The organism is Streptomyces sp. Y1, assembly GCF_041053115.1.
GTDB classification, from domain to species: domain Bacteria; phylum Actinomycetota; class Actinomycetes; order Streptomycetales; family Streptomycetaceae; genus Kitasatospora; species Kitasatospora rubellomurina.
Window position 1 is genome coordinate 1,939,673 of record NZ_CP163445.1, and the last position, 21,018, is coordinate 1,960,690.

At 75.4% G+C, this 21,018-nt stretch carries 17 protein-coding genes; 4 read left to right on the forward strand and 13 right to left on the reverse strand.

Annotation, left to right across the window (positions count from 1 at the left end; genetic code table 11):
- Positions 1-13: 13 nt before the first annotated feature.
- The 3 genes from AB2U05_RS08015 to AB2U05_RS08025 all read right to left on the reverse strand — a co-directional run bounded on the left by AB2U05_RS08015 (position 14) and on the right by AB2U05_RS08025 (position 4,828).
- Positions 14-2,185, reverse strand: coding sequence for a tetratricopeptide repeat protein (locus AB2U05_RS08015; protein ID WP_369182883.1), 2,172 nt, complete (start codon positions 2,183-2,185; stop codon positions 14-16).
- Positions 2,186-2,389: 204 nt separating this feature from the next.
- On the reverse strand, positions 2,390-3,037 hold the full coding sequence (locus AB2U05_RS08020; protein ID WP_045702464.1) for an NUDIX hydrolase: 648 nt from the start codon (positions 3,035-3,037) through the stop codon (positions 2,390-2,392).
- 111 nt (positions 3,038-3,148) lie between these two features.
- Entirely contained in the window at positions 3,149-4,828 is a 1,680-nt protein-coding gene (locus AB2U05_RS08025; RefSeq protein WP_045702467.1) for a CTP synthase, read from the reverse strand.
- Positions 4,829-5,601: 773 nt separating this feature from the next.
- Here AB2U05_RS08025 and AB2U05_RS08030 point away from each other — a divergent pair.
- Positions 5,602-7,569, forward strand: a complete 1,968-nt coding sequence (locus AB2U05_RS08030) for a glycoside hydrolase family 15 protein (RefSeq protein ID WP_341846034.1) — start codon at positions 5,602-5,604, stop codon at positions 7,567-7,569.
- Positions 7,570-7,571: 2 nt separating this feature from the next.
- Here AB2U05_RS08030 and AB2U05_RS08035 read toward each other — a convergent pair whose 3' ends face one another.
- The 3 genes from AB2U05_RS08035 to AB2U05_RS08045 form a co-directional block, all read right to left on the reverse strand.
- Complete coding sequence (locus AB2U05_RS08035) at positions 7,572-8,738, reverse strand: glycosyltransferase family 4 protein (RefSeq protein WP_078860740.1); 1,167 nt, start codon at positions 8,736-8,738, stop codon at positions 7,572-7,574.
- A 194-nt stretch (positions 8,739-8,932) separates the two neighbouring features.
- On the reverse strand, positions 8,933-10,666 hold the full coding sequence (gene recN / locus AB2U05_RS08040) for a DNA repair protein RecN (protein WP_208615552.1): 1,734 nt from the start codon (positions 10,664-10,666) through the stop codon (positions 8,933-8,935).
- An 88-nt stretch (positions 10,667-10,754) separates the two neighbouring features.
- Complete coding sequence (locus tag AB2U05_RS08045) at positions 10,755-11,453, reverse strand: YitT family protein (RefSeq protein ID WP_369182884.1); 699 nt, start codon at positions 11,451-11,453, stop codon at positions 10,755-10,757.
- Positions 11,454-11,592: 139 nt separating this feature from the next.
- On the opposite strand from AB2U05_RS08045, the gene AB2U05_RS08050 reads away from it, so the two are divergent.
- Entirely contained in the window at positions 11,593-13,092 is a 1,500-nt protein-coding gene (locus AB2U05_RS08050; protein ID WP_045711892.1) for a PLP-dependent aminotransferase family protein, read from the forward strand.
- A gap of 52 nt (positions 13,093-13,144) precedes the next feature.
- On the opposite strand, the gene AB2U05_RS08055 is transcribed toward AB2U05_RS08050, so the two are convergent.
- From AB2U05_RS08055 to AB2U05_RS08070, 4 genes are all read right to left on the reverse strand, one after another.
- Positions 13,145-14,053, reverse strand: a complete 909-nt coding sequence (locus AB2U05_RS08055; protein ID WP_045702481.1) for an NAD kinase — start codon at positions 14,051-14,053, stop codon at positions 13,145-13,147.
- A gap of 94 nt (positions 14,054-14,147) precedes the next feature.
- On the reverse strand, positions 14,148-14,954 hold the full coding sequence (locus AB2U05_RS08060; protein ID WP_045702484.1) for a TlyA family RNA methyltransferase: 807 nt from the start codon (positions 14,952-14,954) through the stop codon (positions 14,148-14,150).
- A 36-nt stretch (positions 14,955-14,990) separates the two neighbouring features.
- The gene (locus AB2U05_RS08065; protein ID WP_369182885.1) at positions 14,991-15,212 is read right to left on the reverse strand and encodes a hypothetical protein; all 222 of its coding nucleotides are present in this window, start codon (positions 15,210-15,212) and stop codon (positions 14,991-14,993) included.
- The gene (locus tag AB2U05_RS08070; protein WP_369182886.1) at positions 15,202-16,047 is read right to left on the reverse strand and encodes a hypothetical protein; all 846 of its coding nucleotides are present in this window, start codon (positions 16,045-16,047) and stop codon (positions 15,202-15,204) included. Before AB2U05_RS08070 ends, AB2U05_RS08065 begins: the two co-directional genes overlap by 11 nt.
- 187 nt (positions 16,048-16,234) lie before the next feature.
- Here AB2U05_RS08070 and AB2U05_RS08075 point away from each other — a divergent pair, with 187 nt between their 5' ends.
- The gene (locus AB2U05_RS08075; protein WP_045702490.1) at positions 16,235-16,582 is read left to right on the forward strand and encodes an SCP2 sterol-binding domain-containing protein; all 348 of its coding nucleotides are present in this window, start codon (positions 16,235-16,237) and stop codon (positions 16,580-16,582) included.
- 16 nt (positions 16,583-16,598) lie between these two features.
- Here AB2U05_RS08075 and AB2U05_RS08080 read toward each other — a convergent pair whose 3' ends face one another.
- Together AB2U05_RS08080 and AB2U05_RS08085 are read right to left on the reverse strand one after the other, a co-directional pair.
- Positions 16,599-17,636: an HAD-IIA family hydrolase gene (locus tag AB2U05_RS08080; protein WP_369182887.1), complete on the reverse strand. Its 1,038-nt coding sequence runs from the start codon at positions 17,634-17,636 to the stop codon at positions 16,599-16,601.
- A 105-nt stretch (positions 17,637-17,741) separates the two neighbouring features.
- Positions 17,742-18,293 carry a tetratricopeptide repeat protein gene (locus AB2U05_RS08085; RefSeq protein WP_244178996.1) on the reverse strand — a complete coding sequence of 184 codons (552 nt, stop codon included), beginning with the start codon at positions 18,291-18,293 and terminating at the stop codon, positions 17,742-17,744.
- A gap of 92 nt (positions 18,294-18,385) precedes the next feature.
- On the opposite strand from AB2U05_RS08085, the gene AB2U05_RS08090 reads away from it, so the two are divergent.
- The gene (locus AB2U05_RS08090) at positions 18,386-19,756 is read left to right on the forward strand and encodes a DUF1015 family protein (protein WP_369182888.1); all 1,371 of its coding nucleotides are present in this window, start codon (positions 18,386-18,388) and stop codon (positions 19,754-19,756) included.
- Between the two features lie 113 nt (positions 19,757-19,869).
- On the opposite strand, the gene AB2U05_RS08095 is transcribed toward AB2U05_RS08090, so the two are convergent.
- On the reverse strand, positions 19,870-20,760 hold the full coding sequence (locus tag AB2U05_RS08095) for a hypothetical protein (RefSeq protein WP_341846033.1): 891 nt from the start codon (positions 20,758-20,760) through the stop codon (positions 19,870-19,872).
- Positions 20,761-21,018 lie beyond the last annotated feature (258 nt).

Genomic DNA, 21,018 nt, shown 5'->3' on the forward strand with positions numbered 1-21,018 from the left:
CCGGAAACACCCCTCACCACCCGCCGTCGACCCGTTCCCGCAGGTCCGCGAGGGCCGCCCCGACCGCCTCCCGGCCGCGCTCGTCGCCGAGCCGGCGCAGCACCGCGAGCGCCGCCCGGTACTCCCGGTCGGCCTCCTCGAAACGGCGCTGGGCGGTGTGCGCCTCGGCCACCCGGGCCAGCAGCCGGGCCTCCGCCGCCCGGTCGCCGAGCGACTGCCGCAGGCCGAGCGCCCGCCCGTACCAGTCGGCGGCGCGCACCGCGTCGCCGAGCGCCCGGTGGCAGCCGGCCGCGCCCTCCAGGGCCCGGGCGCACAGCGGTTCGTCCCCGACCGCACGGGCGTGCTCCAGCGCGGCCCGGTAGTGCCCGGCGGCCTGCTCCCAGCGGCCCGCCGCCACCTGGAGGTCGCCCAGGTTGAGCAGCGCGGCGGAGGCCCGGCGCGGCCGGCCGTTGCGCTCGGCGACGGTCAGCACCAGCTCGTGCAGCCGGTACAGGTCGGCGGGGGCGGCGGCGCCGGTCAGCGGCAGCGCCCGCAGCAGCGCGGTGACCAGCCGCCCGGCCGAGCCGTCCAGGTCGCCCTGGCCGATCGCGTCGGCCACCGCGCCGAGCAGCAGCTCCCGCTCGCCGAGCAGCCACTGCCGGGCGTGCGCGGCCGAGTGCAGCCGCAGCGCGGCGGGCAGCGGCTCCGGGGCGGGGCCGGAGGCCGGGTCGAGCAGGGCGCGGGCGGTGTCGGTGAGCCGGACCAGCCGCTCCAGCAGCCGGGCCCGGGCCAGCTCGGTCTCGGTGGGCCGGTCCTCCCGCTCGCGCAGCCGCACCAGCCGCGGGTAGAGCCGCCCGGGCACCCGGTAGCGCGGGGTGCCGTCCTCGGCGGGCGCCTCCTCGCCGAGCAGTTCCCGCTCGGCGAGCGCCGCCAGCGTCTCGGCCGCCTCCGGCACCGGGCAGCCGACCAGGGCGGAGGCGGTCCGCGGGTCGGCGGTCTGCGCCGGGGCGAGGGTGAGGGCGCGCAGCATCCGGGCCCGGGCGGGCGGCAGCGTGCGGTAGAGCAGGGTGAACGCGCCGATCAGCGGGTCCGTGTCGGGGACGGGCACCGGCTCGGCCGGCTCCGGCGCCGGCTTCACCCAGCCGGCCGCCCCGGCGGCCCCGGTCCCCTTCCCCTCCTTGTCCCCCTTCCCTCCCTTCTCCGCCGTCTCCCCCTTCTCCTGCCCCTTCTGCGGCTGCTCGGCGTTCACGGGCTTCTCGGCCCCGACCGGCTTCCCGGGTTTCCCGGCCTTCCCGCCCTTGACGGCCTTCCCGCCCTTGACGGCCTTCCCGTCCTTGACAGGCGTGACGGGCTTGACGGGCTTCGCCGGCGCGGACTCGACGGCCGGCTCGGCGGCGGCGGTGTCCCCCTTCACCGGCGGCGCCGACTCCTCCGCCACCGCCCGGTGCAGCTCCCGCACCGCCTCCGTCACCGCGCTCTTCGGACTGGCCCGCAGCCAGCCGGCCATCAGCCGCAGCGCGGCCGGCCGGGACGCGCAGGCCTCGGCCAGGTCGGCGCCGCCGACCGGGTCGCAGGAGATCCGGGTGCCGCCGACCAGGTCGGCCAGCAGCTCGCCGGAGGCCGGCCGGTCCAGCCCGCCGAGGATCACCGGATCGATGTCCTCGATCCCGGTGAGCGGCCCGGCCGTGGTGGCGAGCACCAGGCAGCCCGGCTCGTCGGCGAGCAGCGGCCACAGCTGCCCGGCGTCCCGGACGTCGTCCAGCACCAGCAGCACCCGCCGCCCGGCCAGTGCCGCGCGCAGCGCCACGCAGCCGGGCTCGTCCCGCCCGTCCTCGGCGGCACCGGGCAGCGGCACGGCGGCCTCCGGGTCCAGCTGCTCCAGCAGCAGCCGGGCCGCCCGGGCCGGCGGCACCCGGGAGCCGTCCGGGGCGGACAGCCGGGCGAACAGCACGCCGTCCGGGTAGTCGGCGGCGGTGGTACGGGCGAAGCGGACGGCGAGCGCCGTCCGGCCGGAGCCGGGCCGCCCGGCCAGCACCAGCACCGGGCAGCGCCCGCTGGCCGGACGGGCGGCGGCGGCCCGCAGCGCGGCGAGCTCGGAGCGCCGCCCGACGAACAGCGTCGGCCCGGCGGGCAGCCGTTCCAGTCCGGGGGCGAGCCCGGCGGGCGCGTCGGAGCCGGGGTCCATCGTCGCGGTCTTCCTCGCCACCCGTGCCACTCCCGCTGTCCTCCGGCGCTCGGCATCCGGCGCTCACCGCGCTCGGCGCGGGCCGCCCGGAACGGGCGCCCTGCCTGCGAAGCGTAGTTCGACCGGCCGATCAGCCGAGGTGCCATCCGGTCGTACGAACCGGCGAATCACCCGGGCGAATCAACGGGCCGCACGGCCCGCCCCCCGATCGGGCGCTGAAGCGGATCAGGCGGTGAACGGCCGGGCCGGCCACGGCGCGTCGGCCGGGCGCAGCCCGTCCAGGCCCGCCGGGGAGGTGAGCGCGGCGTGCACGGCCAGGGTGCCGGTGATCAGGGTGGGGTTGTGCAGCCGCCCGGCGTGGATCAGCCGGATCAGCTCCGGCACCGGCACCCAGGCGAGCTCGATCTGCAGCTCCTCGCCCTCGGCCTCGTAGCGCTCGCCCTCGGCGGCCGACAGGTCGGTGGCCAGGAACATCCGCAGCGCCTCGTCGGTGCCGCCCGGGGAGGTGTAGTAGTCGGCGAGGATCCGCCAGGTGTCGGCCTTGCAGTGCGCCTCCTCGTACAGCTCCCGCTGGGCGGCGTGCCACGGGTTCTCGCCGGGCACGTCGAGCAGGCCGGCCGGCAGCTCCCACAGCCGCTGGCGCACGGGGTGGCGGTACTGGCGCAGCACCAGGACCCGCTGCTGCTCGTCGAGGGCGAGCACCGAGACCGAGCCCGGGTGGGTCTGGTAGTCGCGGCGGGCCCAGCTGCCGTCCGGCATCCGGACCTCCTCGCTGCGCACGCCGGTGACCTTGCCCTGGAACGGCGTCCGGCTGTCGCGGACCTCCCACTCCTCGGCCGCGTCGGCGATCCCCTGGCCGCTCTGCTCGTCCATCGCACTCCCCTTTTCGTCAGTACGACACAATCTAACGCCGAACGGCGGCCCCGCGGGAATCGCGGGGCCGCCGTCCGGTGAACAGCGGGGACTGCTCGGGGCTGCTCGGGACTACTCGGCGGCCGAGGTCTTGATCTCGATGGCCGCCTTGACCAGGCCCGCGAACAGCGGGTGCGGGCGGGTCGGGCGGGACTTCAGCTCCGGGTGCGCCTGGGTGGCGACCAGGTAGGGGTGCACCTCGCGCGGGTACTCGACGTACTCGACCAGGTCGCCCTTGGGAGAGAGGCCGGAGAACTGCAGGCCGGTCTTCTCCAGGTCCGCGCGGTACGCGTTGTTGACCTCGTAGCGGTGGCGGTGGCGCTCCTCGACGTACTGCTCGCCGCCGTAGACCTCGCGGACGATCGAGCCCTCGGCGAGCTTGGCCGGGTACAGGCCCAGGCGCATGGTGCCGCCCAGGTCGCCCTTGCCGTCGACGATCGCCAGCTGCTCGGCCATGGTGGAGACGACCGGGTGCTTGGCGGCGGCGTCGAACTCGGTGGAGTTGGCCTCGGGCAGACCGGCCAGGTTGCGGGCGGCCTCGATGACCACGCACTGCAGGCCCAGGCACAGGCCGAGCAGCGGGACCTTGTTCTCGCGGGCGAAGGTGATCGCGCCGACCTTGCCGTTGACGCCGCGGTCGCCGAAGCCGCCGGGGATGCAGATCGCGTCGACGTCACCGAGCTGCGCCTGGGCGCCCTCGGGGGTCTCGCAGTCGTCCGAGGTGACCCACTTGATCTCGACCCGGGCGTTGTTGGCGAAGCCGCCGGCGCGCAGCGCCTCGGTCACCGACAGGTAGGCGTCCGGCAGGTCGATGTACTTGCCGACCAGGGCGACCTTGACGATGTGCTGCGGCTCGTGGACGCGGCGCAGCAGGTCGTCCCAGGTGGTCCAGTCCACGTCGCGGAACGGCAGGTCCAGGCGGCGCACCACGTAGGCGTCCAGGCCCTCGCCGTGCAGCACCTTCGGGATGTCGTAGATCGACTTGGCGTCGATGGCCGCGACCACGGCCTCCTCGTCCACGTCGCACATCAGCGAGATCTTGCGCTTGATCGCCTGCGGGACCTCGCGGTCGGCGCGCAGCACGATGGCGTCCGGCTGGATGCCGATGTTGCGCAGGGCGGCCACCGAGTGCTGGGTGGGCTTGGTCTTCAGCTCGCCCGAGGGGCCGATGTACGGCAGCAGGGAGACGTGCACGAAGAAGACGTTGTCCCGGCCGACCTCGTGGCGGACCTGGCGGACGGCCTCCAGGAACGGCAGCGACTCGATGTCGCCGACGGTGCCGCCGACCTCGGTGATCACCACGTCGACGTCCTCGGTCGCCATCCGGCGGATCCGGGACTTGATCTCGTTGGTGATGTGCGGGATGACCTGGACGGTGTCGCCCAGGTACTCGCCGCGGCGCTCCTTGGCGATGACCGTCGAGTACACCTGGCCGGTGGTGACGTTCGCCGAGCCGTGCAGGTTGGTGTCGAGGAACCGCTCGTAGTGGCCGATGTCCAGGTCGGTCTCGGCGCCGTCGTCGGTGACGAAGACCTCACCGTGCTGGAACGGGTTCATGGTGCCCGGGTCCACGTTGAGGTACGGGTCGAGCTTCTGCATCGTCACGCGCAGGCCGCGGGCCTTGAGCAGCGCGCCGAGGCTGGAGGCGGTCAGCCCCTTGCCGAGCGAAGAGGCGACACCCCCGGTGACGAAGAGGTGCTTGGTCGTCACGGCGCGGCCGTTCGCTGCCTTGCCGGAATGGGGCTGTGCCAAGAGGGGGCTCCCGTGGGTCGCGTGTCGAAGGTGACGTGGTGGGAGGCTCACGGGGTCGCCGGACGACGGGAGCCCGGTGCGGTGTGCACGGCGCTCGGGGGGTCGTCGGTTCGGCTGGTCCGGGGCGTTTGATCCCACCGGTCCACGGGATACCAGGGTAACAGTGCCTCGGCACGGTCGCCTTCCGGCCCGCCCGCCCGGCACCACCGGCGCGCGGGGGGCGCACCACCGGCGCACCACGCGCCGCACCCGTCCCACCGGTCGCACGCCGGTCGGACCGGGCCACTCCGGAGCCCCGGACGGCACGCCGTACGGGCCATGGTGCCCCCTCCCACGGGACCACCCGGAGGTGATCCTTCCGGGCCATCCTGACCGCCGGGCCCGCGATGCACGGCATTTCCGCCGAATTGCGGCGCCACACGAGGCTGCGCCCGCGTGCTTCGCCCCTTTCGTCCGTCGTAAGCTGCACGGACGCATCGCCGACAGCACGAGCACGCGGAGGGCGTGGGAGGGTCAGGCGCTCCCGGTCCCCGATGCGCGACCGGACCTCCCCGTATTCCAAGCTCCTCCCCACCCACCTCAGGGGCCTACCGAGCCCCGCGCGGACACTCCAGCAAGGCCCGCCACCACCCTCCGGCGGGCCGGACGTCCCGGGGTGGACCTCCGGCCCCGCAGACCGCTCGCTCCCCCGGATCGCCGATGCGTCCTGACCACATTGCGAACTGGAGATCCACGTGGCCGGCCGTATCGAGGACTACGCACTCATCGGGGACATGCAGACCGCTGCCCTGGTCAGCAGGGACGGGGCGGTGGACTGGCTCTGCCTCCCCCGTTTCGACTCACCGGCCGTCTTCGCCGGCCTCCTCGGCACCGATGAACACGGCTTCTGGCGGATCGGCCCGGCCGAAGCCGTCCTGAGCGACGTCCCGGCCCCCGCCCCGGCCGCCGGCGCACTCGCCGCGGCCGCCGGCCGGGTCCGCCTCGCCGACACCATCGACCTGCGCGTCCCGCCGCCCACCGCCGCCGCCCCCGCCGTGCCGGCCGACCGCCGCCGCTACCGGGGCGACTCGCTGATCCTGGAGCAGGAGTGGGACGCCCAGGGCGGCACCGTGCGGGTGATCGACTTCATGCCGCCGCGCCCGCTGGCCGGCCGGGACGCCGTCCCGCAGGTGATCCGGATCGTCGAGGGCGTGGCCGGCACCGTCCGGATGCGCTCGGCGGTGCGGATGCGCTTCTCGTACGGCCGGGTGGTGCCCTGGGTCCACCGCATGGAGCAGGCGGACGGCGGCCACCGCACCGTCGCCGTCGCCGGGCCCGACTCGGTCTGGCTGGACGGCGAGGCCGAGACGTACGGGCGCGACCTCACCACCTACGCCGACTTCACCGTCACCGCCGGCGAGCGGATCGCCTTCGCCCTCACCTGGCAGGCCTCCCACCTCGACGCGCCGGCCGTCCCGGACGCCGAGGAGATGCTCGACGCCACCGCCGACTTCTGGCACGAGTGGGCCGGGCAGTGCACCTACCAGGGCCCCTACCGCGAGGCCGTGATCCGCTCGCTGATCACCCTCAAGGGCCTCACCTACGCCCCCACCGGCGGCATCGTCGCCGCCCCCACCACCTCGCTGCCCGAGGACATCGGCGGCGAGCGCAACTGGGACTACCGCTACACCTGGCTGCGCGACGCCGCGATCACCCTCTCCTCGCTGCTGCGCACCGGCTACCGCGACGAGGCCCGCGCCTGGCGCGAGTGGCTGCTGCGGGCCGTCGCCGGGGACCCGGAGAACCTGCAGATCATGTACGGCATCGCCGGCGAGCGCGAACTCACCGAGTCCTCGCTCGACTGGCTGCCCGGCTACGAGGGCTCGCAGCCCGTCCGGATCGGCAACGGCGCCGCCGGGCAGCTCCAACTCGACGTCTACGGCGAGGTGGTGGAGGCCCTGCACCTGGCCCACATGACCGGCCTGGTGCGCAACGACCACGCCCACCACCTCCAGCTGCGCCTGATCGAGTACCTGGAGGACCACTGGCAGAACCCGGACGAGGGCATCTGGGAGGTGCGCGGCCCGCGCCGGCACTTCGTCCACTCCAAGGTGATGGCCTGGGTCGCCGTCGACCGCACCATCAAGCTGCTGGAGCAGACCCCCGAGGACGCGCCCGCCGGCGGCCACCTGGAGCGCTGGCGCGAACTGCGCGACACCATCCACCGGGACGTCTGCGAGAAGGGCTACGACCCGGAGCGCAACACCTTCACGCAGTACTACGGCGGCAAGGAGCTGGACGCCTCGCTGCTGCTCATCCCGCAGGTCGGCTTCCTGCCGCCGGACGACAAGCGCGTGATCGGCACCATCGAGGCGATCCAGCGCGAACTGTCCACCGAGGACGGCTTCGTGCTGCGCTACCCGACCCACGACGAGTCCGGGAACAACGTGGACGGCCTGTCCGGCCACGAAGGGGCCTTCCTGGCCTGCTCGTTCTGGCTCGCCGACGACCTGGCCATGATCGGCCGGGTGCAGGAGGCCCGCGAGCTGTTCGACCGGCTGCTGGCGCTGCGCAACGACCTCGGGCTGCTCGCCGAGGAGTGGGACCCGCGGCTCAAGCGGCAGGTCGGCAACTTCCCGCAGGCCTTCAGCCACGTCCCGCTGATCGACACCGCCCTGCGGCTGACCGCCTGCGGCGCCGCCTACCTGTCGGCCCAGCCGGACGGCCTGGCCGCCGACCGGACCGAGCGGGCGACGGTCTAGGACTAACCGCGCTGCACGAGTTCGTCGTAGGTGCTGAGCACCTGGGCGACGGTGGCGGCCTCGTCCGGCCAGGTCTCGGCCTGCTGCCGGCCGGCCGCCGCCAGGCGCTCGCGGCGGGCCGGGTCGGCGAGCAGCTCGCCGACCGCCCGGCCGAGCGCGGCCGCGTCGCCGGAGGGCACCAGCACGGCGGCGTCGCCGACCAGTTCGGGGATGCCGCCGACCGCGGTGGCGACCACCGGCACGCCGGCCCGCATCGCCTCCTGCACCACCAGCGAGCGGGCCTCCCAGCGGCTGGAGACCACCACCACGTCGGCGGCGGCCAGCAGGTCGGGCACGTCCGTGCGGTAGCCGAGCAGCCGCACCGGCAGCTTCTCGGCGGCCGCCCGCTCGCGCAGCGGGCCCGCCTCGGGGCCGTCCCCGGCGAGCAGCACCAGCGGCTCGGGGGCCGACGCGGCCAGTTCGCGGGTGGCGTCCAGCAGCACTCCGAAGGCCTTCTGCGGGACGAGCCGGCCGACGCCGAGCACCAGCGGGCGGTCCGGGCCGTCGCCGAGCAGCGCGGCGCGGGCCTCGGCGCGGCCGAGCCGGCCCTCGGGCATCGGCGGGGCGGCCACCGGGCCCAGCCGGGCGTCGGTGGCGCCGAGTTCGCGGGCCCGGGCGACCAGGTCGGAGGAGGCGCCGAGGACGAGGTCGGCAGCGCGGGCGACCCGGCGTTCCATCAGCCGCTGCAGCCGCCGCTCCATGCCGGTGGCGAGCAGCGCGTGGTGCGAGGTGACCACCAGCGGGGTCTGCGGGCGCAGGCCGGGGAAGCGGCCGGCGGTGCGCAGCGCGAGGTCGGAGAGCAGCCCGGCGCGCAGCCCGTGGGCGTGCACCACGTCGGCGCCGGTGAAGGCCCGGCGGAGCTCTCCGATCGCGGTGGCGTCGCTGCGGGCGCCCGCGGTGGGGGTGATGTCGACGGTGTGGAACCGCGCGCCGGTGCGGGAGAAGCCGAACAGCGCGTCGGTGCCGGCCGGCGCGCAGACCGTGACCAGCACGCCGTGCGCGACCAGGCCCTGCGCCAGGGAGCGCACGTGCGCGCCGATGCCGCCGGTGCTGGCGGCCAGGACGAGAACCACGTGCAGCTGCCCCGGTTCGGGGGCGGCCGCGGTGGCCCGGGCAGCGGAATGGTCCACGTCGTCTCGCATCCGACTCGATCAGGTTCGCGCACCGCTTCGCGAGGATCGCTCGCCGGCGGCGCTCGGGACTGGAAAGCCAGTGTCCAGCCGCCACCATGCCAGGTCGGCGGCCCTCTTGGACAGTCGGCGCCACCCGGGGCGCGTCGCCGTCCCGGGGCTCATCGGGACGAGCCCGAGAGCCGCCGGCCGGCCTAGGAGCGGCGGGGCGCCCGGGCTGCGGCCAGCAGTTCCTCGGCGTGGGCGCGGCCCAGCTCCGAGTCCTCCAGGCCGGCCAGCATCCGGGAGAGTTCGCGCACCCGCTCCTCGTCGTTCAGCACCTTGACGCCGCTGCGGGTGACGGTGCCGTCGTTGGTCTTCTCCACCACCAGGTGCCGGTCCGCGAACGCGGCGACCTGCGGGAGGTGGGTGACCACCACGACCTGGGCGGATTCGGCGAGTTTGGCCAGCCGGCGGCCGATCTCGACCGCGGCCTTGCCGCCGACGCCCGCGTCCACCTCGTCGAACAGGTAGGTGGGGACGGGGTCGGCGCCCGCGAAGACCACCTCGACGGCGAGCATCACGCGGGACAGCTCACCGCCGGAGGCGCCCTTGGCGATCGGACGGGGCTGGGCGCCGGGGTGCGGGGCGAGCAGCACCTCGACCTCGTCCACGCCGTGCGGGCCGTAGGCGACGGTGCGGCCGTCGACCTCCAGCCCGGCCAGGTCGTCGACCTGGGTGATCGAGAAGGTCACCCGGGCGTGCGGCATGGCCAGTTCGGCGAGTTCGGCGGAGACGGCGTCGGCGAAGCGGCCGGCGGCGGCCTGCCGGGCGGCCGACACCTCGGCGGCCAGCTCGGCCAGCTCGGCCCGCAGCTCGGTCTCCCGGGCGCCGAGCTCGTCGATCCGGTCGTCGTCGCCGTCCAGTTCGAGCAGCCGGGCGGCGCCGGCCTCGGCCCAGGCGATCACCTCGGCCAGGGTGTTCTCCTCGCCGCCGTACTTGCGCAGCAGCTGGGCGAGGACGGCCCGGCGGTCCTCGACGGCGGACAGGCGCACCGGGTCGGCGTCCAGGTCGTCCGCGTAGCCAGCCAGGTCGCCGGCGACGTCGGCGAGCAGGTAGCCGACCTCGTTGAGGCGGTCGGCGAGCGCCGCCAGCCGCTCGTCGTGGTGGCGGACGGCCTCCAGGGCGCGCCGGGACTGGGCGAGCAGGGTGCCGGCGTCCAGCGCCTCCGGATCGGCCGGGTCGCCGGCCAGGGCGGCGTGCGCGAGCGTGGCGGCGGAGGACAGCGCGTCGGCGTGGCCCAGCCGCTCGGCCTCGGCGGCCAGCTCGGCGTCCTCCCCGGCGACGGGCTCGGCGGCGGCGACCTCGTCCAGGCCGAAGCGCAGCAGGTCGGCCTCCTGGGCGCGCTCGCGGGCCCGGGTGGTCAGCTCCTCCAGGGTGGCCGCGACCTCGCGCAGGGCGCGGTAGGTCTCCCGGTAGCGGGCCAGCGGCTCGGCCACCGCCTCGCCCGCGTAGCGGTCCAGGGCGCCGCGCTGGCGGGCCGGGCGCAGCAGCCGCTGCTGGTCGGTCTGGCCGTGCACGGCGATCAGGTCCTCGCCGAGCTCGGCGAGCAGGCCGACCGGGACGGCCCGGCCGCCGACGTACGCCCGCGAGCGGCCCTCCGCCGAGACGGTGCGGCTGACCAGCAGCGCGCCGTCGTCCAGTTCGGCGCCCGCCTCGATCGCGCGGGCCGCGACCGGGGAGTCGGCGGGCAGTTCCAGCCGGCCCTCGACCACGGCGCGCCCGGTGCCGTTGCGCACCAGGCCCGGGTCGGCGCGGCCGCCGAGCAGCAGGCCGAGGCTGGTCACGACCATGGTCTTGCCTGCACCGGTCTCGCCGGTCACGGCGGTGAAGCCGGGGGCGAGTTCGACCACCGCGTCGTCGATGACCCCAAGATCCCGTATCCGCATCTCGTCCAACACGGAGACGACCTTACGAGGTTCCACCCCCGGCGCGCGACGAGCGGCAACGGCGCGCGGCAACTCCGTGCCCGGAAGTTCATCCCTTCCGGGGCGTTTGCGCCGGGCCGGGGACGGTCAACCAGGGCAGGAACACCTGCACCAGCGGGCCGATGGCCAGCGCGTACGCGACGGTGCCGACCCCGGCGGTGCCGCCGAGCAGGATGCCGACCGCGAGCACCGCCACCTCGATGCCGGTGCGGATCAGCCGCAGCGAACGGCCGGTGCGCCGGTGCAGGCCGGTCATCAGGCCGTCGCGCGGGCCGGGGCCGAAGCGGGCGCCGATGTAGAGACCGGTGGCCACGGCGTTGAGCACGATCGCGCCGGCCATCAGCGCGATCCGGGCGGGCCAGCCCTGCGGGCCGTCGAACAGCCGCAGGGTGAGGTCCATGGCCGCGCCGATCAGCAGCACGTTGGCGACGGTGCCCAGGCCCGGGCGCTGGCGCAGCGGGATCCACAGCAGCAGCACCAGGGCGCCGCAGAGGGTCACCCAGGCGCCGACCGAGAGGCCGAGGCTGCGCTGCAGGCCCTGGTGGAGGACGTCCCAGGGGTCGAGGCCGAGGCCGGAGCGGAGCATCAGCGCCATGCTGACGCCGTACACGGCCAGGCCGACGAGGAGCTGGACGGAGCGGCGGCCGAGGAGGTGGGTGTCGCCGAGCACACGGACGGCGAGGCCCGGCCGGGCGGCTCCGGGGGCGGATGGAGGGGTGGTCGGTCGTGGCGTGGTCGTGCTGGCCAACTGGTGCTCCCGCGGTGGTGCTGCACCCCGGGGGCGGCCCGGTGGTGGCGGACTCGAAGGCCGCCCTGCCATGATGAGGAGGCCAAAGCGGCCCGCTCCAGGGCCAATCCCGAGCAAGTGGACTGGAAGATCCTGCGCCATGGCCGACTGGCACACCACCGTCACACCCCCGACGCTCGCCCGGCTGCTCGCGACCGCCCGGCTCCCCGAGCCCGCCACCGCCCGCCGCCCCGCCTACCGCACCCTCGCCGGGCAGATCCGGCTGCTGGTCACCGAGGGCCGGCTGCCGGTGGGCGCCCGGCTGCCCGCCGAACGCGAACTGGCCTCCGCCCTCGACCTGAGCCGCACCACCGTCGCCACCGCGTACGAGACCCTGCGCGGCGACGGCTACCTGCACAGCCGCCGCGGCTCCGGCAGCTGGACCGCCCTGCCCGAGGGCGCCCCGCCGCCCGGGGACGCCCTGCACCCCGTCCCGCCGCACGAGCAGGGCCGCACCCTCGACCTCGGCGTGGCCGCGCTGCCCGCCCCGCAGCCCTGGGTCGGCGCCGCCGCCGCCCGGGCCGTCGAGCAGCTGCCGTACTACGCCGCCGGACACGGCCACTACCCCACCGGCGTCCCGGTGCTGCGCGAGGCCGTCGCCCGCCGCTACACCGAGCGCGGGCTGCCCACCACCCCCGACCAGATCCTGATCACCACCGGCGCGATGGGCGGCCTGCACCTGGTCCAGCGGGTGCTGATCGGCCGCGGCGACCGGGTCGCCGTCGAGGCGCCCAGCTACGCGCACACCCTGCAGGCCCTGCGGATCACCGGCGCCCGGCTGGTCCCGGTGCCGAACACCCTCGCCCCCGTCCCCGCCTGGGACCTCGACGAGTGGCGCCACGTGCTGCGCGGCGCCGCCCCCAAGGCCGCCTACGTCATGCCGGACTTCCACAACCCGACCGGCACGCTGATCCCCGAGGAGCAGCGCCGCGAGCTGCTGGCCGCCGCCCGGGCCGCCGGAAGCGTCGTCCTGGTCGACGAGACCACCGCCGAACTCGCCTGGGGCGTCCCGGAGTCCGAGCCGCTGCCGCGGCCCATGGCCGCGCTGGACCGGGCCGCCCAGGTGGTCACCGTGGGCTCGGCCGGCAAGCTGCTCTGGGGCGGCCTGCGGATCGGCTGGGTACGGGCCGCGCCCTCGCTGGTGCGCCGGCTGGCCACCGAGCGGGTCTACAGCGACGTCGGCACCCCGGTGCTGGAGCAGCTGATCGCCGCCGAGCTGCTCGGCGACCCGCTCCCCGAGGTGCGGGCCCACCAGCTGGACCGGCTGCGCGCCACCGCCCACGCCTTCGCCGCGGAACTGCCCGAGCGGCTGCCCGGCTGGAGCTTCCGGACGCCGCCGGGCGGCCTCTCGCTGTGGGTGTCCACCGGCACCCTGTCCGGCGCGGCGCTGGCGCAGGCCGGCGAACAGGCCGGGATCCGGATCGCCGCGGGCAACCGGTTCGGCTCGGACGGCGCGTTCGAGCACCACATCCGCATCCCGTTCACGGTGCCCGCCCCGGCCGTGCCGGACGCCGTCGACCGGCTGGCCGCGCTGGCCGCCGGCGTGACGGCCGGCGGGCGGCTCGGCCCGGCCGACGAGGCGCAGCCGCTGGCGGTCTGACGCCGGCGGTCTGGCACCCGGCCGGCCGCCCGGCGACCCGTCAACCAGCCTGTCAGTGATGCGTGTTGGAGCGCCCGCGCCAACCCGTCACCGGCAGCGCGAACTTGGCGACCAGCCGGTCGGTGAACGGCGCCCGGTGCAGTCTGGCCAGCCGCACCGGCGTCTGCCCCCGGCGCACCTCCACCCGCGCGCCGGCGGGCAGTTCGACCGAGCGCCGCCCGTCGCACCACAGCACCCCGTGCGGGGTCTTCGGCTGCACCTCGACGGCCAGCACCGAATCCGGCGAGGTCACCAGCGGGCGGGCGAACAGCGCGTGCGCGGAGATCGGCACCATCAGCAGCGCCTCCACCTCCGGCCACACCACCGGCCCGCCGCCGGAGAACGCGTACGCGGTGGAGCCGGTCGGCGTCGCGCACACCACCCCGTCGCAACCGAAGTTGGAGACCGGACGGCCGTCCACCTCGGTCACCACCTCCAGCATCCGCTCCCGGGAGGCCTTCTCGATCGACGCCTCGTTCAGCGCCCAGTCCCGGTGCACCACATCGCCGTTGGTGCGGACGATCACGTCGATCGTCATCCGCTCCTCGACCTCGTAGTCGGCCTCGACCACCCGCTCGACCACCACGGCCAGGTCGTCCCGCTCGGCCTCCGCCAGGAAGCCGACCCGGCCCAGGTTGATCCCGAGCATCGGCAGCCCGTGCGAGCGCGCCAGCTCGGCGCCGCGCAGCAGCGTGCCGTCGCCGCCGGCGACCAGGATCAGCTCGCAGCCGTCCGCCGCACCCGGCCCCTCGGCCACCTTCTCGACGCCGTCCGGCAGGTCCAGCCCGACCGCCTCGGAGGCGAGCAGTCTGATCCGGATGCCCGCCTTCAGCAGCCCGTGCACCAGCGCCTCGACGCTGCGCAGCGCCGCCTCCCGGCCGGTGTGCGCGATCAGGAAGACCGTGCGCTCTTCATCGCTCATGCCGCTGCCCTCTCCCTACGCCTCGCCGGGTCACCCCTCGGCCCCGGTGCGGTCGCGTCACCCAGCATGACGGACCGGACGCCCGCAGAGGAGCCTACCGAGGCCCCTCCGCCACGGCCCGGTCCGCCTCCGCGGGGTCCAGCTGCGGGGCGTCCCGGCGCAGCCAGAGGAAGTACTCGACGTTCCCGGACGGGCCCGGCAGGGGGCTCGCGGTGACGGCGCGCACGCCCAACCCCAGCTCCCACGCCTGCCCGGCGACCTGGCGCACCATCTCGGCGCGCAGCTGCGGGCTGCGCACCACGCCGCCGCTGCCCAGCCGCTCCTTGCCGATCTCGAACTGCGGCTTGACCATCATCACCAGGTCCGCGTCCTGGGCCGCGCAGGAGGCGAGCGCCGGCAGCACCAGGCCGAGCGAGATGAAGGACAGGTCGCCGACCACCAGGTCGACGAGCGTGCCGCCGATCAGCTCCGGGGTCAGCTCGCGGACGTTGGTGCGGTCCATCACCGTCACCCGCTCGTCGCTCTGCAGCGACCAGGCGAGCTGCCCGTAGCCGACGTCCACCGCCAGCACGTGGGCCGCGCCGGCGCGCAGCAGCACGTCGGTGAAGCCGCCGGTGGAGGCGCCCGCGTCCAGCGCCCGGCGGCCCTCGACCACCAGGCCCTGCGGCACGAAGGCCGCGAACGCCCCGGCCAGCTTGTGGCCGCCGCGCGAGACGTAGTCGGGGTCGTTGTCGTCCTTGGCCACCACGACGGCCGCCGAGGTCTCCACCTGGGTGGCCGGCTTGGTCGCGGTGGTGCCGCCGACCGTCACCCGGCCGGCCGCGATCAGCTCGGACGCGTGCTCCCGCGACCGGGCCAGCTTGCGGCGGACCAGCTCCGCGTCGAGTCGGCGTCGTGCCACTGCCACTGGTGCTTCAGCTCCTACGGGTCCTACGGATCATTCCTGGTCGAGCGCGGCCAGCGTGTCGGCGAGCCGCTGGTGAACATCTTCGTACACCGCGACGTGTGCCTCGGCCGGCACCCCGTCCAACGCCTCCAGCCGGGCCAGCCCGGCGTCCACCACCGGGTGGCCGGTCGGGGTCAGTTCGACGCCGAGCGGCCCGACCTGCTGGACGGGCCCGGCGGCTTCCCCGGCGGTGCCGGCGGGCTCACTCGTCACGGGCATCGGGCTGCTTCCGGCTGGTGGCCTTGCGGACGGTGGTCTTCTTCGTCGTGGTCTTCTTCGCCGTCGCCGCCTGCTGCGCGGCCGTCTTCTTCGCTGCGGCCGTCGTCCTCGCGGTCGTCGTGCTCGTGGCCGTCTTCTTTGCAGCCGTCTTCTTCGCAGCCGTCTTCTTCACGGCGGCCTTCTTCACGGCGGCCTTCTTCGCCGGCGCCTTCTTCACGGGCGCCCGCTTCACCGGCGCGACGGGCGGGTCGACCTCGACCGGCTCGTCCACCTCCACCCGCTCGGCCGCTATCGGCTCCGCCGGCACCTGCTGCTCCGCCCACTCGTCCGCGTCGCGCTCCCAGCCGCGCCCGAACAGGTCGTCCGCCCGGGGCGCCGGCGCGGGCTCCATGTCCGCCCCCTCGGCCGCGTACCGGCTCGCGTACGGATCGGCGTACAGGTCCGCGTAGGCGTTCGCGTCCGGCTCGGGCCCGGCCTCCGGAGCCTGCTCCCCTTCGAGGTCGCTCAGCTTGTTCTCCAGGTAGGCCAGCACCACGCCCACCTTGGTCACCTGGTCGCCGACCTTCTCGAAGACCTTCTCGACCTCGCCGCGCGCCACCCCGACCGCCAGGTCCACCCCGGCCCGCCCGGCCGTGAGCGCCTCCCCGGCCAGCGCCTGCAGCTTCTCGGCGGACGGCGGGAACTGCCCGCCCAGGCGGCGCTCGACCTCGGCGACGTCGACCCCGGTCTTCTCCAGGACCGCGGCCGCCGTCCCGACGACCCGCTTGCCGACCTCCTCCACCACCACGGCGGCCACCGCCACCGCTCCCCGCACCGTCCTCGGCAGCATCCGGGTGCCTCCTTAGCGCCTGCGCGCGTCGCTCCGTCGCCCTGCGGTACCCGGGCCGTTCCGGGCCGTTCCGGGCCGTTCCGGGCCCGCTCCGGGCCGTTCCACTGACGACGCTACCGCCAATGACGGCCTGCGGTACCGTGGCCCCGCAGTCAGGACCGCCACCACCGGGGATGGACACACCGCCATGGCCGACGCCGAGGAATGCCGCGAGGCGCTGGAACAGCTCAGCCGGAACATGGCGAAGTCCACCGGGGACGTTCGCAAGGCCGCCGCCCTCGACCGCTCGCTCAGCTGCCGGATCACCGACCTCGACCTGACCTTCACCGGCCGCCTGCGCGACGGCCGCATCCAGGACGTCGTCTCCGCGCCCGGTGCCCCCGCCGAGAAGGCCGAGATACGGCTCACCATGGCCAGCGACGACCTGCTCGCCCTGGTCGGCGGCGAGCTCAACTTCGCCTCCGCCTGGGCGAGCGGGCGGGTCCGGCTGGAGGCCGGCTTCCGCGACCTGCTGCGGCTGCGCACCCTGCTCTGAGCTCAGAACCCCAGGCTCAGAACCCCAGCTCGGCCAGCGCCTTGCCGCCGTCCACCGGCGAACCGTCCGCGTCCAGCGCCGTCCAGGCCGCCGCGCACAGCGCCCGCAGGCCGTCCCAGCGGTCCCCCGCGCCGACCACCCGCAGCGCGCCGCCCTCGGCCACCGCCGTCCAGCCGCCGCAGGCGAAGCCGCCGCCCGCCGCCGTCACCCCGGGGTGCGCGACCAGCAGGCCGCGCAGGTCCGCCGCCAGGTAGGTGGGCCGGTGCTCGACCGGCGCCGCCAGCAGCTCGGCCGGCGTGGTCACCCCGGTGAACACCAGCAGGCTGTCCACGCCGCCGTTGAACGCGCCCTCGATGTCGGTGTCCAGCCGGTCGCCGACCACCAGCGGCCGCCGCGCGCCGGTCCGCAGAATCGTTTCCCGGTGCATCGGCGGCAGCGGCTTGCCCGCCACCTCCGGCTCCACGCCGGTGGCCGCCCGCACCGCCGCGACCAGCGTCCCGTTGCCGGGCGCGATGCCCTCGGACCTCGGGACCGTCATGTCGGTGTTCGACGCCACCCACGGCAGCCCGCTCTGTACCGCGTACGAGGCCTCGGCCAGCTGCGCCCAGCCCACCGAGGGATCGAAGCCCTGGACCACCGCCAGCGGCTCCTCGGCCAGCGAGCGGACGGCCACCAGACCGTGCTCGGCCAGCGCCTCCACCAGGCCGGCGCCGCCCACGACCAGCACCTTCGCCCCGGCCGGCACCCTCTCGGCGACCACCCGGGCGGCCGCCTGCGCCGAGTTGATCACGTCGGCCGGCTCGGCCGGCACGCCCAGCTCGGTCAGGTGCTCGGCCACCACCCGGGGCGGCCGCGAGGCGTTGTTGGTCACGTACGCGAGCCGCATCCCGGCCGCCCGGGCCGCGTCCAGCGAGGGCACGGCGTGCTCGATCGCGTGCGCGCCCGCGTAGACCACGCCGTCCAGGTCCAGCAGCGCCGTGTCGTACGCCTCGGTCAGCGGGGCGGCGCTGCCGCCGGGGGCGGTGCGTCGCACGGGGGTGGCCGTCTCGGTCATGCCTTCGCTACCTCGTTCACTGCGTCGGTCGTTGCGTCGTTCGTTGCTTCGGGTCGTTGCGTCGGTCGTCGCGTCGTTGGCTCTGCGTCGTTCACCGCCGGCCGGTCACGGCGCCTCGTCGCCCGCCCCGGCCCGGTCGGAGCCCGCCGGGGGCTCCAGGTACCCGGGCGCCCCCGGCAGCAGCGGGCCGAACGCCCCGGCACGGGCCGCCAGAGTGGCCCGGGACTGCCGCAGCGCGGCCCGGTAGTGGTCCGTCTCCGGCCGCATCGCCACGGCCAGCGCCAGGTGCTCGACGGACGTCTCGAAGTCGCCCAGCCGGGCCGCCGCGACGCCCCACCCGAACTGAGCGTAGTCGTCCGAGGGATCGGCCAGTGCCACGGCCCGGAAGTTCTCCAGCGCCGCCGCGTACGAACCGGCGTCGAACTGGGCGCGCGCCAGCGTCTCCCGGATGCTGCGCGAGTGCGGCTCGACCGCCGCCGCCCGGGCCAGCAGCTGCTCGGCCGCCGCCGGGTTGCCCTGCGCCAGCAGCTTCCCGCCCCGGCGGAACCACTCGTACACGTCACCGGCCGGCTCCCCGGCGCGGCTCTGCGCCGGCACCGGCACCGCGCCGACCGTCTCCTCCGGCCCGCCCCCCGCCCGCTCCTGACCGTCGTCCACGCCGTACCTCGCCCTCGGTCGCACGCCCCCCGGTCGAATCCGGGCGGACATTCCGATCTCTCAACAACGCGTACCCGATTACGATGCCCAGAATGAGCACACCCAGTGCAGATGACGGAGTCGAGACTCCCGAGGGCGGCCCCGGCGATCCCGGGCACGTCGCCACCGCAGGCCTGTCCCTGTACCCGTTCCGCGGCCTGCGCTACGACCCCGACCGGGTCGGCACGCTCGCCGCCGTGACGTCACCGCCGTACGACGTGGTCGACCCCGGGCGCCGCCTCGACCTGGAGACCGCCGACCCGCACAACATCGTCCGGCTGATCCTCCCCAGGCCCGAGCCCGAGGACGCCGGGGACCGCCCCGACCGCGACACCCGGTACCGGCACGCCGCCCGGCTGCTCGCCGCCTGGCAGCGCGAGGGCGTCCTCGCCGCCGACCCCGAGCCCGCGCTCTACGTCTACGAGCAACGGGTGCCCGCCACCGCCGACACCCCCGAACTGCTCCAGCGCGGGCTGATCGGCGCGCTCGCGGTCAGCGGGCCCGAGGTCGGCGTCGTCCTCCCCCACGAGGACGTCATGCCGCGCCCGGTCGCCGACCGGGTCGGCCTGATGCGCACCACCCGGGCCAACCTCGAACCGCTGCTGCTCACCTACCGCGGCAACGGCGGCGCCTCCGGCGTCCTCGAGCGGACGGTCCAGGGCGAACCGCTGCTGGCCACCGCCACCAGCGACGGCACCCACCACCGGCTCTGGGCCGTCACCGACCCCGCCGACCTCGCCGAGATCCGCCGCGACCTGGCCACCTGCCGGGCGCTCATCGCGGACGGCCACCACCGCTGGGCGATGTACCTGCGGCTCCAGCGCGAGCACCGCCACCTGCCGCGCAGCCCCTGGGACCGCGGCCTGGTGCTGCTCGTCGACACCGCCCGCTACCCGCTGCGGGTCCGCGCCATCCACCGGGTGCTCTACCGGCTGCCGATCGCCGAGGCGCTGGACCGGCTCGGCGACCACTGGAAGGTCAAGGAGGTCCCCGGCCCGCTGACCGCCGCCCTCCAGGCCCTCGCCGAGCAGAAGCGGCACGGCGGCAACGGCTTCGTCCTCACCGGCGGGGACGGCGTCTACTGGCTGCTCAGCGAGCCCGAGGAGAGCCTGCTCGACGAGACCGTCCCGCACGACCGGCCCGAGGAGTGGCGCCACCTGGACGCCACCGTCCTGCACGCCACCCTGCTCGACCGCACCTGGAACGTCCCGGACGGCCCCGACGACATCGGCTACCTGCACACCGCCGCCGCCGCCGAACGCGAGGCCGCCCGCACCGGCGGCACCGCCGTCCTGCTGCATCCGGTGCGCGAGAGCGTGGTGCGCCGGCTCGCCGAACAGGGCGTCACCATGCCGCGCAAGTCCACGTCCTTCGGGCCGAAGCCGGCCACCGGGCTGGTGCTGCGCAACCTCGAACTGGGCTGACCCCCTCGGCACCCCCCTCCGGGCCCGCCCCGGACGCAGTGAGGCCCTACCGCTCCGGAAAATCCGGGGAGCGGCAGGGCCTCACGGCGTACTACGTCCTGCTACGCGGGCGCTCAGGCCTCGGACTTGGCGTCCTCCGCCTTGACCTCGTCGGACTTGACCTCGTCGGACTTGGCGTCGTCCGACTTGGCGTCCTGGGCGCGCTCGGGGACCACGCCGTCGAAGTCCTCGTCGATCTCGAGGTCGTCCTCGTCGTAGAACTCCTCGACGTCCTCCTCGTCCTCGAAGATCACGCGGTCGTCGGCGACGTCGCCGCTGCGCTTCTTCGCGGGGGCCTCGTCCTGCTCGGCCGCGTCGTCCTCCAGCTCGGGGTCGAGCGCGTCGGTGAACTCCACACCGTCGATCTCGGCCAGCCGCTCCGAGGCGTTGGTGCTGCCGTCCGTGTCCGCCTCGGCGGCCTTGGCGAACCACTCGCGGGCCTCGTCGGCCCGGCCGGCGGCGATCAGCGCCTCGGCGTAGGCGTAACGCAGGCGCGCCGTCCAGGCGTGCACGGTGCTGGACGCCAGCTCCGGGCTCTGCAGGGTCACGACGGCGGCGTCGAACTGCTCCATGTCGGTGCGGGCACCGGCGGCCACCAGACGCATCTCGACCTGGCCGGCCTTGTCCAGCTGCTTCACCTCGGGCTCGCCGGCCATCGCCAGCGCGCGCTCGGGGCGGCCCAGGCCGCGCTCGCAGTCGGCCATCACGGGCCACAGGTCGGCCCGGCCGGTCATCCGGCGGGCGGCGCGGAACTCGGTCAGCGCCTCGGAGTAACGCTGCGTCATGTACGAGGCGAAACCGGCCGCCTCGCGGACCGCGGCCACGCGGGAGGCCAGACGGAGCGCCACGCGCGAGTACTGGTAGGCCTCCTCCGGCTCGCTGTCGAGCAGGCGGGCGACCATCACCAGGTTGCGGGCGACGTCGTCGGCGAGGGTCTTGGGCAGGCTCTTGAGCTCCTGGCGCACGTCCGCGTCGATCTCGAAGCCGGTGACGTCCTCGGGGATCGGCAGGCGCTTGACCGGCTCGTAGTTGCCCCGGCGGTCGTCCTGCTGGTCCCGGCGGTAGCCGCCGCGGTCGTCACGGCGGTCGTCGCGGCGGTCGTCACGCCGGTAGCCGCCACCCTGGCGGTCGTCGCGACGGTAGCCGCCCTGCGGACGGTCGTCGCGGCGGAAGCCACCGCCCTGGGGGCGGTCGTCGCGGCGGAAGCCACCGCGGTCGTCACG

What these genes read in the sequence shown, in the direction of transcription:
- AB2U05_RS08020 (WP_045702464.1), bottom strand. Translation starts at nt 3,037, where the DNA reads ATGGACGAGCAGAGCGGCCAGGGGATCGCCGACGCGGCCGAGGAGTGG.
- AB2U05_RS08030 (WP_341846034.1), top strand. Translation starts at nt 5,602, where the DNA reads ATGCAGACCGCTGCCCTGGTCAGCAGGGACGGGGCGGTGGACTGGCTC.
- recN (WP_208615552.1), bottom strand. Translation starts at nt 10,666, where the DNA reads ATGCGGATACGGGATCTTGGGGTCATCGACGACGCGGTGGTCGAACTC.
- AB2U05_RS08050 (WP_045711892.1), top strand. Translation starts at nt 11,593, where the DNA reads ATGGCCGACTGGCACACCACCGTCACACCCCCGACGCTCGCCCGGCTG.
- AB2U05_RS08055 (WP_045702481.1), bottom strand. Translation starts at nt 14,053, where the DNA reads ATGAGCGATGAAGAGCGCACGGTCTTCCTGATCGCGCACACCGGCCGG.
- AB2U05_RS08070 (WP_369182886.1), bottom strand. Translation starts at nt 16,047, where the DNA reads ATGCTGCCGAGGACGGTGCGGGGAGCGGTGGCGGTGGCCGCCGTGGTG.
- AB2U05_RS08075 (WP_045702490.1), top strand. Translation starts at nt 16,235, where the DNA reads ATGGCCGACGCCGAGGAATGCCGCGAGGCGCTGGAACAGCTCAGCCGG.
- AB2U05_RS08080 (WP_369182887.1), bottom strand. Translation starts at nt 17,636, where the DNA reads ATGACCGAGACGGCCACCCCCGTGCGACGCACCGCCCCCGGCGGCAGC.
- AB2U05_RS08090 (WP_369182888.1), top strand. Translation starts at nt 18,386, where the DNA reads ATGAGCACACCCAGTGCAGATGACGGAGTCGAGACTCCCGAGGGCGGC.